The organism is Pedobacter sp. N23S346 (assembly GCF_048515415.1).
Taxonomy (GTDB): domain Bacteria; phylum Bacteroidota; class Bacteroidia; order Sphingobacteriales; family Sphingobacteriaceae; genus Pedobacter.
Window position 1 is genome coordinate 231,118 of the sequence record NZ_JBLYEE010000005.1, and the last position, 14,368, is coordinate 245,485.

Below are 14,368 nucleotides of genomic sequence, written 5' to 3' on the forward strand. Positions count from 1 at the left end.
ACGACTCAACTCATATAGCGATAGCATTAAGATCGCTTCGTGCTTCGCAATGACGATTTATCTAAGTTTAATCAATAAAATCGAAACCTGTATATTTCACTAACGCTTCTGGAATTCTAATTCCATTTTCTGTTTGATAGTTCTCTAAAATAGAAGCTACGATACGAGGTAAAGCCAACGCACTTCCATTTAGTGTATGTACCAATTGCGTTTTACCTGTAGCGCCTTTAAAACGAATTTTTGAACGGTTACTCTGAAACGTTTCCACGTTTGAAACTGAAGAAACCTCCAGCCACCTGCCTTGCGCACCACTCCAGGCTTCCATATCATAAGTCATGGCAGAACCGAAGCCCATATCGCCACCACATAATAATAACACACGGTAATGTAAACCAAGCTTCTGTAATAAAGACTGAACATAAGTGCTCATATCTTCAAGCGTTTGATAAGAATGATCAGGATGGGTAATCTGTACCAATTCAACCTTATCAAACTGGTGTAAACGATTTAATCCACGCACGTGCGCACCATAAGAACCCGCCTCTCTGCGGAAGCAAGGCGTATAAGCCGTATTCTTGATGGGCAAATCTTCTTCCTTAAGAATAACATCGCGGTATAAATTCGTAACCGGAACTTCAGCAGTAGGAATTAAATATAAATCATCCACTGTTGAGTGATACATCTGTCCTTCTTTATCCGGCAACTGCCCCGTTCCAAAACCTGATGCCGCGTTTACTAAATGAGGCACCTGTACTTCATTATAACCCGCTTCAATAGCCTGATCTAAAAAGAAGTTAATTAACGCCCTTTGTAACCTGGCTCCTTTTCCTTTATAAACCGGAAAACCAGCACCAGTAATTTTTACGCCTAATTCAAAATCAATGATATCATATTTCGCAGCCAGTTCCCAATGTGGCAAAGCATTAGGAATCAATTCCGCAGGTGATCCATGCGTATAAACCGTTAAGTTTTCTTCTGGTGTGGTACCAACAGGAACCTGATCGTGTGGTAAGTTAGGCAATTGAACAAGTAAATTAAACTGTGCTGTTTCCAGTTCAGTTAATTGCTCACCCATGCTTTTGATATTTTCCTTATGAGATGCTGTTTGTAATTTAATTGCTTCAGCTTCTTCTTTTTTACCAGCACGCATTAAATCGCCAATTTGCTTGGCTGCTGCATTCGCCTCCGCAGAAATAACATCTAAAGAAGTTTGAGTGGAACGGCGCTCTTCATCAATTTTAATGATTTGATCTACCAACTCTGGTTGTTTAAAGTTACGCACACTTAAACGTTCTAAAACTTTCTCTCTATTTTCGCGGATATAGTTAACTTGCAGCATTATTTAATTTTTTTCACAAAGATAGAAAGAGTTTTCAGTTTTCAGTTTGTAGTTTTCAATCTTGACACTTAATCCCTGATACTTATCACTTGATACCTGATACTTTGTACTTTACTATGAGCGGCAAACTTTTCCTCGTACCCACACCAATAGGCAATTTAGAAGACATGACCTTCAGGGCCATCCGGATTTTAAAAGAATGTGATTTGATCCTGGCGGAAGATACCCGAACCAGTGCACCCATGCTGAAGCACTTCGGGATTGACAAACGCGTTTTCTCCCATCACCAGCATAACGAACATAAGGCAACTTCAGAGATTATTAAATTTTTAAACGAAGGTCAGAAAATTGCTTTAATATCAGATGCCGGTACCCCTGCCATTTCTGATCCCGGGTTTTTCCTGGTTCGTGAGGCGATCAAAAACGATATTGCGGTGGAATGTCTACCTGGTGCAACCGCTTTTGTACCTGCACTGGTTAACTCTGGTTTACCTGCAGATGCTTTTACGTTCGAAGGTTTTCTTCCTGTAAAAAAAGGCCGCCAGACTAAGTTTAAAAAACTGGCTGAAGAGGAACGAACCATTATCCTTTATGAAAGTCCGCACCGCTTATTAAAAACACTCGAAGAATTTGCTCAATATCTGGGTGATGACAGACAAGCATCTGTGAGCAGGGAATTAACCAAGATGTTTGAAGAAACCGTTCGCGGCACATTGGTAGAAATAAAATCACACTTTGAAAACAATACTTTGAAAGGAGAATTTGTAATTTGCATAGCAGGAAAACCTGTAACAAAAAGTAAAAACAAATATGAAGATGCTGAATAATGTAATTAGCTTAAATTAACAGTATGGAAAGTTTAATTTCAAACCATTTACCTGAAATAAAAAATCTCTTTAAGAAATATGATGTTAAAGAGGCTTATCTGTTTGGTAGCGCAGCCAAAAACAACTTGAAGGAGGATAGCGATGTTGATTTTTTAATAAAGTTTTCTAATGAATCTGATTTTGAAAGCTATGGAAACAATTATTTTAATCTTCTTTATGCATTGCAAGATTTATTAAAAAGGGATGTTGATTTACTGGCCGAGGAAACATTAAGTAATCCTTATCTTATTGAAAGTATCAATCAAAGTAAAATTCAATTGATATGAGTGTGTTGGAAGAAAAGAAACTTCTTACAGACATCAAGGTTTCAATCGAATCTATTTACGAACACCTAGAACACAACTTTACTTTTGAAGTTTATAAAGAGAACAAGACCAAACGACGAGCTGTTGAGCGTGAACTCGAAATTATAGGTGAAGCGATCAATAAGATTCTTAAAATTAATCCAGATATAATTATTTCATACTCAAGGCAGATTGTAGATTTGAGAAATAAAATAATTCATTCTTATGATAATGTGAATGATATCGTGATATGGAAGATTATAATTAAAGACATACCCGTTTTACAAAAAGAGGTAGAAACATACCTTAATAACAAAATTTAAAAGCATTATGATTAGCATAGATAGATTTCTGAGTGACGAACAAGACCCAAAAGCGGTAGAAAAAGTAATTGGAAAATTGAATGACCTTTTAACCACCGGGGAAGAAATCCTTTACCTGGCGGTACAGAAAAAACCAGCGGTAAACTTGCTTCCAGATAGCATCGCCATTTCAAATAAAAGAATTTTCTATTGTGAGCCCGGTAATTTAGGCTTAACCATGAACTTTAAGGATATCTCCTGGAAAAGCATTAAAGAAGTTTCTTTTAAAGAAGAACTTTTTGGTTCAAAATTTATCTGTGTTCCACAATACGGAGAAAATATTGTAACAGAATTTATTCCTAAGGTACAGGCAAGAAAACTGCATCAGGCTGCCAATCAGCAGTTAGAAGAATATAAAGAATTGCTTCATCAGCAAAAAATAGAAGAAAATCGTGCTACTGCAGCTTCGATTAACCAAAGTCCAGAGCCATTTGCAGAACTACCAGCTGAGCAAACAAAGGAACCAGAGCCTATTCAGATTGCCGAAGTGGTGGAAGAACCCGAAGATGAAACAACTTTAAAACTGCGTAAACTAAAAACTTTGTATGATAAACACCTGATTACACAGGAAGAATACGAAGCCAAAAAAGCGAATATTTTAGAAAGTTTGTAAACCTAGAAAAAAGGAAATGGAGAATTGGAAATAGATGTAATTGAAATATTCCTCTATTTCCTAATTCTTGCTTCCCGTTTCTTACCCCCAAAACACATAATGGCTAAAACACAAACTTACCTCCTCGCTTTACTAAGTGCATTTCTTCTTTGGCTGGCCTGGCCGCCCATTCCCTTTACAACCCCATTATTACTTGTTGCACTGGTTCCGCTGTTTATCGCATTAGAAAACATTTCGAAAACTGACCTGAAGAAGCAAGGTAAACGCATTTTCTTAACTGCAGGCTTAACCTTTCTGATTTGGAATTCTGCTTCTATCTATTGGGTATATAATGCCATTAGTGCTTACAACGGGCCGATTGTGGCCATTCCAGTTTCATTAATTCCATTTGGCTTGGGTGCATTACTCATGACTTTTGCCTTCTGGTTATATTATCGTTTGGGGAAATATGTAAATAAGAAGATTGCCTATCTCGGCCTCATTTCATTCTACATCGCTTTTGAGTACTTACAACAAACCTGGGATTTAGCTTTCCCATGGATGACGCTTGGAAACGGATTGGCAGGAATGCATCAGTTGGCACAATGGTATGATTATACCGGGATTTACGGTGGTTCACTTTGGATCTTAACCAGTAACATTCTAGCCTTTGAAGCTTATAAAAATTTCAAATCGCAAACGGGCTATTTGAAGTTCAGAACCGCTGGTACCTGGGCCTTAGTAGCAGTTATTCCTATTATAATCTCACTAACCAAGTATTTTACCGCAACGCAAAAAGGTACGCCGAGTAATGTAGTGGTGGTACAGCCTAATATCAATCCCTACTTAAAGTTAACCGATATTACGCCTGCGGAGCAAATTAAAATTCTCACGCACTTATCTGATTCGATTGCACAACCCAATACAGAATACTTTATCTGGCCTGAAACAGCAATTCCAAATTATGCAGATGAGGATCATATCCGCAGCACTCCAGATTTTATTACACTTCAAAATTTCCTGAGCAAATATAAAAACGGCACCTTAGTTACAGGCATAGAAAGCGTGAAGGTCTATGCAGATAAAAAGACCATCACGGCTAAATATGATGATCGGCAGGGCCTTTACTTTGATAATTTTAATTCTGCGATGCAGGTAGAAAACTCACCAAATGTTCAGTTCTATCATAAATCGAAATTGGTACCGGGTGTAGAAAAGATGCCTTTCCCTAAAGTATTCTCCTTTCTGGATGGAGTTTTTGCAAAATTAGGCGGTACTGTTGGTGGTTGGGGTTGGCAAGATAAGCCTAGCGTGCTTTATGCACAAAGTGGCATTGGTGTGGCACCAGTGGTTTGTTACGAAAGTTTGTGGGGCGACTGGATTGGACTGCAAATTAAAGATGGCGCACAATTTATAGCCATCATCACTAACGACGGCTGGTGGGGTAACACATCCGGAAAAGACCAACATCAAATGTACGCCAAACTGAGAGCAATAGAAACACGCCGGGATATTGCAAGGTCTGCCAATACCGGAATCTCCTGTTTCATTAATCAGCGCGGAGATGTAATCCAAAGCACTAAGTGGTGGACGAGAACAGCTTTAAAAGGTGATATTAATTTGAATGATGAAATTACCTTTTATGTTAAGACTGGCGACATTATAGCAAAGCTTCTCAGTTTATCGGCTATTTTATTAGCACTGATTATACCTTACAAAAAGTGGATTAATAAACGTAAACCGAATGCAACAAATTAAAAACCTTCGCTGGTCTGTACTCATTTTCTTGCTCACCCTTAACTTCGGTTGTGATCAGATTTCTAAAAACATTGTGCGCAATAACATCAGCGATTACGAACACATCAGCATTATTAAAGATAGATTTACCTTAACCAAAGTTGAAAACAGTGGTGCCTTTTTAAGCTTCGGAGATGAAATGCCTTATATTTTCAGACTGATTATTTTGACTGTAATACCCGTGCTTTTCCTTATCTATGGTTTGTATTATCTTTTTGCTAAACGCAGTCTTCCACTGAGCATGCAAATTGCATTATGTTTTTTAATTGGTGGCGGTATTGGCAATTTATATGATCGTATTGTACATGGGGCAGTTACCGATTTTATGCATATGGACTTCTATGTTTTTCAAACTGGAGTGTTCAACTTCGCAGATATTTCCATTATGATTGGTATCGGAATATTGCTTCTTCAATCTATCAAATGGAATCTAATAAATCAAAATAACCAAGTTTAGGGACGAAAATCTTTTTTTGAATCAAATAACTACATGTAAAAAATATAAGGAATACGTTTTTGTATTTTTTATACTATATTTACGATAGTAAATACTAGTCACTACGATCAAAAAAACTAAACTAAACTATGAAGAACCAATTTAAAAATGTCGCATTAATTGCGCTACTCTCTATTTTCATTATATCCTGTTCAAAGAAAAACGACTTACCTTTAGATCAGCAAACTGAAACCACCCAACAGAATAAGGTTTTATCTTACATTAAAAACCTTGGATTTTCGGATGCTCAAATTGTTGATAAGGGTAATAATTACGTTGTTGACGGAGATATTGTATTTAGTAAAACAATGGAGGTTCCTGCAGATAACGGGAAATCTATAACAGAGCAGTATTATAACGGTTATATTGTAACCAATAGTAGAAATATACGCGTTAAAATCGATCCATCCATCACCAGCATGACCAGTGAAATCAATGGTGCAATTAATCAATGGAATACGGTACCTAACTCTAATCTTAGATTTGTAATTACCACAGGTAGTGTTTACGATATTCTGATTAAAGTTGACAATACTATCGGAAGTTCTACCTGTGGGCAGGCTTATCTGTCAACATCCAATGGTCTGGCAGGCAATACGGTTTGGATTAATCAGGCACTTATTCAAAACAATTCAGCTGCACAACGTCAAAGAACAATTGCACATGAATTTGGGCATACCATTTCATTTAAGCATACCAACCAATCTACAACCACCAACGTGCCTGGCGTTGGCGGAACAGATGCACAATCTCTAATGAACGGCGGACAATGCGGAAGCGGTGCTACAGTTTTATCAACTAAAGATAAGCAGGCTACAGCAGTACTATACCCATTATAACCTTCCCCAAAAAAATCAGATAATTAACTTAAACAGATCGTAGTGTACTGGAAGCTGTTTCTTTGAGACAGCTTCCTTTTTTATGAAAAAAATAGAATTTCCAGAGGTTCAAACTAAATAAAGAGGCGTATTTCTTAATAACAAATAACCATTTCTAAACAAACATATATTTATCTTTAGTTGTTAAATAACCAAAAATAAAACTCAAACCATGAAAAGAAATGCAACAGCCGTTTGGCAAGGTTCTATTAAAGAAGGTGCTGGCAACATTACCACACAAAGCACAACTTTAAGCAACACACAATATTCATTTAATTCCAGATTTGCTGAAGGTGTTGGAACAAACCCTGAAGAATTAATCGCAGCAGCACATGCAGGTTGTTTTACCATGAAATTATCTGCTAATTTAGGCGAAGCTGGCTTTACCGCAGATAAATTGGAAACTAAATGTGAAATCAATTTAGATCCTTCAAAAGGAGAAATCGTAGAATCACATTTAATTTTAACGGCTACAGTACCTGGTTTATCACAAGAAAAATTTGATGAGTTAGTTGCTGATGCTGAAAAAAACTGCCCTATCTCGAAATTGCTTAATACTTCAATTACAGTTGATGCAACATTAGCCTAAATTCCTATAAACTTTGACAACTTTAATTAGCATCATGCTTACAAGTTGTCAAAGTTTATTAATTACCTAATGATAAAATATTCATGGCTATAGATTCTATATTACGCCATATATTTTCCAACTATTGGCATTCTTCTCCCCATTCCAAATGCTTTTGGCGAAACCCTTAAAATTGGTGGCGTTTGGTAGCGTTTAAATTCCGCTATATTAACCATCTTTAAGATTCGTTGAACTAAAGCCTCATCAAAACCCTTTGCGATGATAGACTTTGAGCCTTGTTTTTCTTCAATATGATGATAAAGAATTTTATCTAAAACATCATACTCTGGCAAAGAATCCGAATCTTTTTGATCTGGTCTGAGTTCTGCAGATGGTGGTTTCACAATGGTATTGATCGGGATCAGTTCGCGCTCTTTATTAATGTATTTTGCCAGTTCGAAAACCTGGGTTTTATAAACATCGCCAATTACGCCAATGGCACCACACATATCGCCGTAAAGCGTACCATACCCCACTGCACACTCACTTTTATTGGAAGTGTTAAGCAAGATATAGCCGAATTTATTGCTCATGGCCATCACAATCGTTCCACGTGTTCTAGCCTGGATATTTTCTTCTGTTAAATTGAAAGGCAAACCATTAAATGCAGGTGCTAAAATTGAATCAAATGCCTGTGCAACATCTTTAATTGGAATGATTTCATGCATGCAACCAAAGTTATTCACCAAATCAATTGCATCCTGAACAGAATGATCAGAGGAGAATTTGGATGGCATTAAAACAGCCATTACTTTTTCTGCTCCCAAAGCGCGGCAGGCCAGTGCACAAACTACGGCAGAGTCAATTCCACCAGATAAGCCCAGAACAGCTTTAGTGAAACCTGATTTTTTAAAATAATCCTGAATACCGAGTACCAACGCATCATGAATTTGCTCAATATCAGTTAAGCGTTCGGGCTGTGGATATTTATTGCGGACTTTTTCAATTTCTTCCAGATCAAAAACCTGAAGATCTTCTTCAAAGTATTTCATCTCTGCCTTCATTTCACCATCAGCATCAAAAACCAGTGAACCGCCATCGAAAATGATTTCGGTTTGCGCACCCACCTGGTTGACATAGAAAACTGGTAAATGGTATTTTTTAGCATTATCCGATAACACCTTTATCCGTTCATCATCATGAGTATAAGAGAATGGCGATGCTGCAATATTGATCATTACATCTGGCTGCTCTTTAATCAACTCATCCATCGGATTGGAAACATATAGTGGATTATCATTAATGTTCCAAAGATCTTCACAAATCGTTAACGCAATCTTCTTTCCTTTAAAATCAATACAACCAAACTCCGTTGCTGGTTCGAAATAACGGTATTCATCAAAAACATCATAAGTAGGTAGCAAAGCCTTTTTAGCAATCGCTTTTATGTTTCCATTTTCAATAAAGTAAGCGGCATTATATAAATCTTTACCCTGTAAAATATTATTTTTAATGGGTAAGCCTACAATACAGGCAATCTCACTACAATGTCTGGCAATTTCCTGGGCTGCTTCTTCACAAAGTGATATAAATTCATCAAACTCCAAAAAATCTCTAGCCGGGTAGCCACAAATAGCCAACTCTGCAAATACCACTAAATCCGCGCCCTTGTCTTTGGCCAGTTTAATGTGATCAATTATTTTTTTTGTATTTGCCTCAAAATTTCCAATGTGATAATTAAGTTGCGCTAATGCTATTTTCATATTTACAAAACATTTTTTTAAAAGAATACGCCAAAATTGAGTGCTAAATAATGATTTCTGACATCTCTGTTTTTTTCGGTTGTGATATTAGTAAAACCATTGTTGAACGTCAATCCTGCTACGATACTGGTATTTCCTGAAATATCAAATTCCCCGCCCCCACCAATCAACAACCCGGCACGGTAAAATTTAGTTTCGTCTCCAATCTTCACGTCGTTTAGCTTAACAGTGCTACTTACTGCATCTTGTTTAGCACTCAACAAAATCGAGTTCGAGAGACCAAACTGACCATAAAAACGCCTGCCATTATCTTTTTCGGTTTTGAGTTTTATGGTTAATGGCAATTCTAAATATTGAACTTTATATTTTAAGTCGTAAGCCACCGGGATGCTTTTATTGGCACCTAAATCCAGACTTTTAATATAGGTTGGATCAACTTCAGTACTTTTTCCGTTCATAGTCGTAATGGTTAACGCCGTCGAAAAACTATAGTTGGGAGCGAAATTAAAATCGCCAATTAATCCATAAGAAAACCCTAAAGCTACTCCATCGGTTTTGCCTTGTTCGGGTTTAACCCAGCCAATAGTGGGTGATGCTGTTAAACCCAATCTGAAACCATAGGTTGTTAAAGTTGGAATTTGAGCGAAAGCAACTAAATTTAGAAAAGATAAAATTAAAAACGTCGATATTTTTTTCATGCTGATGTGTTTATATTTGTTGAACATGATTGATAACGTAAAACACCGCCAAATTTATCTAATTTTTCTCTTTGCCTTCGCATTTATTTCATGTAAGCGCAATAGCCGGCCTGATGTGAGCAATATAAATCTGGATATTAAAATTGATAGATTCGATAAAACACTTTACGCAGCTAAAACAAAAAATGCCAGCGAAGTGGATAAAATGTTATCAAAAAGCTATGGCGTGTTTTATGATGACTATATCCATCGAATGATTGGTTCATCTGCATACCATAACGATGAAATTCTAAGTACACTATTTAAGGATCAGGCTTACACCGATCTCACTAAAGAGGTAGACAGCATTTTCCCTAACCTGAATGCACAGGAAAAAGATTTAACAGAAACATTCAAATACATCAAATACTATTATCCAAAAGCAAAAATCCCTAGATTCGTTTCTTTTGTATCTGGTTTTGCCTATCAAATGCCTGTTGGCGATCATTATTTAGGAATCGGTTTAGATATGTTTTTAGGTAAGGACAGCAAGTTCTACAGGGCGATTGTTCAGAGTGTACCATTATATCTCTCCAGGCGATTTACCCCGGAATATATTGTTCCGCGTATTGCTGAAACATATGCACACGAAGAGCTATTTCCGGAACCGGATGACAACCGAACATTACTGTCTAAAATGATCTTTCAAGGGAAAATTCTTTATTTCCTGGATCAGGTTTTACCAGAGAATATAACGGATTCTACTAAAATAGGTTATAGTACCGAACAGTTGCAATGGGCACAACGCTTTGAAGGCGATATCTGGGCATACTTTTTGGAAAACAATTTTCTTTACGAAACCGACTACCAAAAGATTCAGGTATTTCTATCCGAAGGGCCTTTTACACCAGGCTTAGGCGAGAACAGGGATTCAGCACCAAAGTTAGGCACATGGACGGGATGGCAGATTGTAAGAAAGTATATGGATGAACATCCTAAAATAACGCTGCAACAACTCATGGCTGAAAACGATGCCCAAAAAATTCTGAGTCAGTCAAAGTATAAACCAAAACAAAAATAATGTTAGCTTTATAAAGATTGCATGTAAGTACTGGCAGACAATTTGTAACACGTCTTGTCAATTATTAATACCAGAAATCTATATATGAAAGTTGGCATCGTTTTATCAGGCGGAGGAATACGGGGAATAGCACATTTAGGTGTTTTAAAGGCGTTTAGCAATTTAGGCATTACTTTTAGCCACATTAGTGGAACAAGTGCAGGCGCCATTGCTGGTGCTTTCTTCGCTGCTGGAATAGATCCGGAAGAAGGACTAAGTATTTTTCTTAAAACAAAATTATGGCGATTTATTCGTCCTGCTGTTGGCTCATTAGGTCTGATTAATATTGAAAACACCTCACTCATTCTGAAGGAATATTTTCCGGAAAACACGATTGAAACCCTTAAAATTCCTTTAACTATTGCTGCGGTAAATTTTAGCGAAGGCCGCCTGGTATATTTTACAAAAGGACCATTGATCAGGGCTATACAGGCATCGAGCTGTATTCCAGGCATTTTTAAACCCATTATGATTGATGGACAAATGTATGTTGACGGTGGAATTTTAAATAATTTTCCAATTGAGCCTTTAATGGAAGATTGTGATTTTATCATCGGGTCTTCCTGCAATCACCTTAAACCAGTGGATAAAATTACCGGAATTACGAACTTAATGGGTCGCGCAGGAATCATGTCTATCAACCATGACATGGAAAGAAAAGCAAAATTTTGCAATGTGCTCATTGAGCCGAAAGGCTTGGGCGCCATTAGTACCTTCGATATGAAACGTGCTGAAGATATTTACTGGTTAGCACACGAAGAAGCTTTGATTACTATTAAAAACAATCCAACTATATCTCAGCTTATCACAAAATAAAAATTAAAATAGCTTAATAGTAATATTAAAACTACAACTATATTAATATTATGTTATTTATAAATACAAATAAGCATTACAAATATTACATTTTCTTGTCTATTAAACATTAATATTTTACCTTAGGATTATAATCTGCAAAATGCAGTATAAACCTAATCATCTAACTATGTTTTTTAGCCTAACCATTCTATCCCCCAAAAGGAGGAGAATCCTATCTTCTCTGTTTTTTAACTGACTTCTTTTTTTATAACTAATCTATTACATAACTAAAGAACCAAAAAACATGAAATTAAACTTAACTAAATTAATCGTATTTGCATTGGCAATTACTACAGGCTTATACGCTTGTAAAAAAGAAACTTCAACAGAAACTGAAAGCCTTGAGCAAACGGAAAAACTCAGCGTTAATCCGCTTGGAGATATTAAAATCTGTACCGAAAGATCCTTAGATGGTATCACACCAAGAGGAGCTATTTTAAAAACAAAAAAATGGACACCAGGAACAACCTTAAAAGTGAGTTTAAACGGTAGTACTTTAGCAATCAGAAATAAGGTGATACAATTTGCCAGAGAATGGGAAAACTATGCGAACATCAAATTCAATTTTGTAACTAATGATAATACGGCTAACATCCGTGTTAGCTTTGTAAATGGTAACGGATCATGGTCTTACCTTGGTAAAGATGCCAGTTCAATCCCGAGCGCTAATGCAACAATGAATTTTGGGTGGTTTACTGCTACCACAGCAGATTCTGAATATAGCCGTGTGGTGATCCACGAATTTGGCCATGCTTTAGGGATGATACATGAACATCAACATCCATTGGTATCAATTCCATGGGATAAACCAGCAGTATATGCTTACTATGCTGCAGCACCAAACTACTGGAGCCAGGCAGATGTAGACAATAACCTGTTTGCCAAATACAGTACAACTCAAACCAATTACAGTGCATATGATGCCAGTTCAATTATGCATTATGCAGTTTCGAATGACTTAACTATAGGAAATTTTGAAGTGGGATGGAATACAGTTCTTTCATCTACTGATAAATCATTTATTGCCACTGTTTATCCATTTTAAACTTAATCTTACACCTGGCAGAATCAATCTGCCAGGTGTAAAATCATTTAAATTCAAAATTTAGTATGTCTATTTTTTTGCAGACTTTTCTTTCAAAGCGCATTTTCATTGTCTTTTTGATTTTACTGCTCTGCAAAATATCATCGGCTCAGGATAATCATTCAAAATGGAAGATCAAACCGTCTGTTGGCTTAAACCAAGCTAAATTCGACTGGTCTATTGCGGGAAATTCATCCGGCACTAACCCTAACATTTTATCAGAATTGATTTGGCAAGAATTAAAAGGGCCAGCCTTTGGATTAGATATTCAATATAACATCACCAACAGACTGCGTATAAAAACAATTAATCAATATACAAGCATAACAAAAGGAGCAGCAGAAGATACAGATTATGCCGAAGATAACCGGCAGAATGCTTTTTATTTTGACCGCTTTAATGCAGGTAAAGGTTATTTATTTGGCACTTATTTACAACTCAGCTATGAGGCCTTAACGATTGATCTAGTGAGCATTAACCCAATTATTGGATTCTCCTATGGTCAACACCAGTTTCATCTACTAGAAACGGGCAGCAATGCAATGACTACTGGCTTAAACTCTACTTACCAAACAAGATATAAGGGTTTTGATCTTGGCTTTGAAAGCGCTTTAGAGCTGAAAGCGTTTAACATCACCGCTGGTATTTTAGGTGGCTTTTATTCCTATTTAGCCAAGGCCAATTGGAACCTGATTCCAGATTTTGCAAAACCTGTTAGTTTCACGCAAAAAGCGAATGCTTTTGCCTTAAAGGGTTATGCCAATCTATCTGTACCCTTGAATAAAAGTTTAGAGTTAACACTTGATTATCAAATCAACACCATAAACACCCATGCTGGTGTAGATAAGGCTTACTTCATCAACCAACCTGTTGAAGAAACTCAATTTAATGGCGCCAGTTTCAGTGGAAATACAATTGCGCTTGGTATTAATATTATTTTCTAATTCTTCAAAGCAACCAGGCTTTCGCCTTCTAAAACCGGAATTGCTGAACAAATATTTAACTGTAAACAAAAAACAACGTCTTCCTCGATATTTAGTTGTGCCAAACGGTGGCTGTGAGATGACTTATGAAGATATTTCCTCAAATCGTCTTTAGCCAAGGAATATAAATCTTCGGCAGCAACACTGGAATCATCGAAATGTTCGAAGTTTTTGCGCAATTTATTTACAACAGCACCAGCAAATAAAGTATCTTCTAAATTAAATTGATCTTTCCAGCCGGCGCATAAAAGCAATACATTTTTATTTTGGGCAGATAAATAATCACAGAGTGAATCAAGGTTTAAAAAAGAACCGATAACAACCTGGTGAGCGCGCTTACTGGCCAGATGCAAAGCCTTTGTACCATTAGTAGTGGTTAAAACAATAGTTTTTCCACTCACTTTTTCTTTTGTATAAGAGAAAGGTGAATTTCCAAAATCATAGCCTTTTACCACTTCCCCATTCCGTTCTGCGGCTAATAAATAACCTTTATTAGCATAAGTTAAACAATCTTCCACATTGGCTACAGGAATAATGGCTTCTGCTCCGTTTTCTATTCCATAAGTTATGGATGATGTTGCCCTCAAAATATCAATCACAACTACGATACTTTCTTCAATATCGTATAAATCAATTAACGCAGGGGTTAGACAAACTTCTATTTTTTTAGACATATTCTA

At 36.7% G+C, this 14,368-nt stretch carries 16 protein-coding genes; 12 read left to right on the forward strand and 4 right to left on the reverse strand.

The features are described from left to right. Window positions 1-67: 67 nt before the first annotated feature. Window positions 68-1,339 (reverse strand): serine--tRNA ligase, encoded by a 1,272-nt coding sequence (serS, locus tag ACN1CD_RS11395; protein ID WP_419130517.1) that lies wholly within the window; start codon window positions 1,337-1,339, stop codon window positions 68-70. A 116-nt stretch (window positions 1,340-1,455) separates the two neighbouring features. Between serS and rsmI the strand changes: the two genes are divergently transcribed. The 8 genes from rsmI to ACN1CD_RS11435 all read left to right on the forward strand — a co-directional run bounded on the left by rsmI (window position 1,456) and on the right by ACN1CD_RS11435 (window position 7,224). Continuing rightward, window positions 1,456-2,166 carry a 16S rRNA (cytidine(1402)-2'-O)-methyltransferase gene (gene rsmI / locus ACN1CD_RS11400; protein ID WP_419130518.1) on the forward strand — a complete coding sequence of 237 codons (711 nt, stop codon included), beginning with the start codon at window positions 1,456-1,458 and terminating at the stop codon, window positions 2,164-2,166. 23 nt (window positions 2,167-2,189) lie between these two features. Next, window positions 2,190-2,492, forward strand: coding sequence for a nucleotidyltransferase family protein (locus ACN1CD_RS11405; protein WP_419130519.1), 303 nt, complete (start codon window positions 2,190-2,192; stop codon window positions 2,490-2,492). Beyond that, window positions 2,489-2,833 carry a DUF86 domain-containing protein gene (locus ACN1CD_RS11410; protein WP_419130520.1) on the forward strand — a complete coding sequence of 115 codons (345 nt, stop codon included), beginning with the start codon at window positions 2,489-2,491 and terminating at the stop codon, window positions 2,831-2,833. Before ACN1CD_RS11405 ends, ACN1CD_RS11410 begins: the two co-directional genes overlap by 4 nt. Window positions 2,834-2,840: 7 nt before the next feature. Then, window positions 2,841-3,485: a PH domain-containing protein gene (locus ACN1CD_RS11415; protein ID WP_419130521.1), complete on the forward strand. Its 645-nt coding sequence runs from the start codon at window positions 2,841-2,843 to the stop codon at window positions 3,483-3,485. Between the two features lie 99 nt (window positions 3,486-3,584). Continuing rightward, window positions 3,585-5,222: an apolipoprotein N-acyltransferase gene (gene lnt / locus ACN1CD_RS11420; RefSeq protein ID WP_419130522.1), complete on the forward strand. Its 1,638-nt coding sequence runs from the start codon at window positions 3,585-3,587 to the stop codon at window positions 5,220-5,222. After that, window positions 5,209-5,718, forward strand: a complete 510-nt coding sequence (lspA, locus tag ACN1CD_RS11425; RefSeq protein ID WP_419130523.1) for a signal peptidase II — start codon at window positions 5,209-5,211, stop codon at window positions 5,716-5,718. The genes lnt and lspA overlap by 14 nt, the downstream gene beginning before the upstream one ends. A gap of 128 nt (window positions 5,719-5,846) precedes the next feature. Then, window positions 5,847-6,596, forward strand: a complete 750-nt coding sequence (locus ACN1CD_RS11430) for a M57 family metalloprotease (protein ID WP_419130524.1) — start codon at window positions 5,847-5,849, stop codon at window positions 6,594-6,596. Between the two features lie 211 nt (window positions 6,597-6,807). Further along, complete coding sequence (locus tag ACN1CD_RS11435; protein WP_419130525.1) at window positions 6,808-7,224, forward strand: OsmC family protein; 417 nt, start codon at window positions 6,808-6,810, stop codon at window positions 7,222-7,224. A gap of 101 nt (window positions 7,225-7,325) precedes the next feature. Here the strand turns inward: ACN1CD_RS11435 and ACN1CD_RS11440 are convergent, their stop codons facing one another. Beyond that, window positions 7,326-8,966 (reverse strand): NAD+ synthase, encoded by a 1,641-nt coding sequence (locus ACN1CD_RS11440; protein ID WP_419130526.1) that lies wholly within the window; start codon window positions 8,964-8,966, stop codon window positions 7,326-7,328. 17 nt (window positions 8,967-8,983) lie between these two features. Then, the gene (locus ACN1CD_RS11445; RefSeq protein WP_419130527.1) at window positions 8,984-9,664 is read right to left on the reverse strand and encodes a porin family protein; all 681 of its coding nucleotides are present in this window, start codon (window positions 9,662-9,664) and stop codon (window positions 8,984-8,986) included. A gap of 25 nt (window positions 9,665-9,689) precedes the next feature. Here ACN1CD_RS11445 and gldB point away from each other — a divergent pair, with 25 nt between their 5' ends. The 4 genes from gldB to ACN1CD_RS11465 all read left to right on the forward strand — a co-directional run bounded on the left by gldB (window position 9,690) and on the right by ACN1CD_RS11465 (window position 13,649). Next, a complete protein-coding gene (gene gldB / locus ACN1CD_RS11450) occupies window positions 9,690-10,724 on the forward strand; it encodes a gliding motility lipoprotein GldB (RefSeq protein ID WP_419130528.1) in 1,035 nt (344 codons plus the stop codon). 84 nt (window positions 10,725-10,808) lie between these two features. Next, the gene (locus ACN1CD_RS11455; protein ID WP_419130529.1) at window positions 10,809-11,579 is read left to right on the forward strand and encodes a patatin-like phospholipase family protein; all 771 of its coding nucleotides are present in this window, start codon (window positions 10,809-10,811) and stop codon (window positions 11,577-11,579) included. A gap of 286 nt (window positions 11,580-11,865) precedes the next feature. Next, entirely contained in the window at window positions 11,866-12,666 is an 801-nt protein-coding gene (locus ACN1CD_RS11460) for a M12 family metallopeptidase (protein WP_419130530.1), read from the forward strand. 65 nt (window positions 12,667-12,731) lie between these two features. Then, complete coding sequence (locus ACN1CD_RS11465) at window positions 12,732-13,649, forward strand: hypothetical protein (RefSeq protein WP_419130531.1); 918 nt, start codon at window positions 12,732-12,734, stop codon at window positions 13,647-13,649. Here the strand turns inward: ACN1CD_RS11465 and ACN1CD_RS11470 are convergent. Further along, window positions 13,646-14,362 (reverse strand): 2-phosphosulfolactate phosphatase, encoded by a 717-nt coding sequence (locus ACN1CD_RS11470; protein ID WP_419130532.1) that lies wholly within the window; start codon window positions 14,360-14,362, stop codon window positions 13,646-13,648. The genes ACN1CD_RS11465 and ACN1CD_RS11470 overlap by 4 nt on opposite strands. Window positions 14,363-14,368 lie beyond the last annotated feature (6 nt).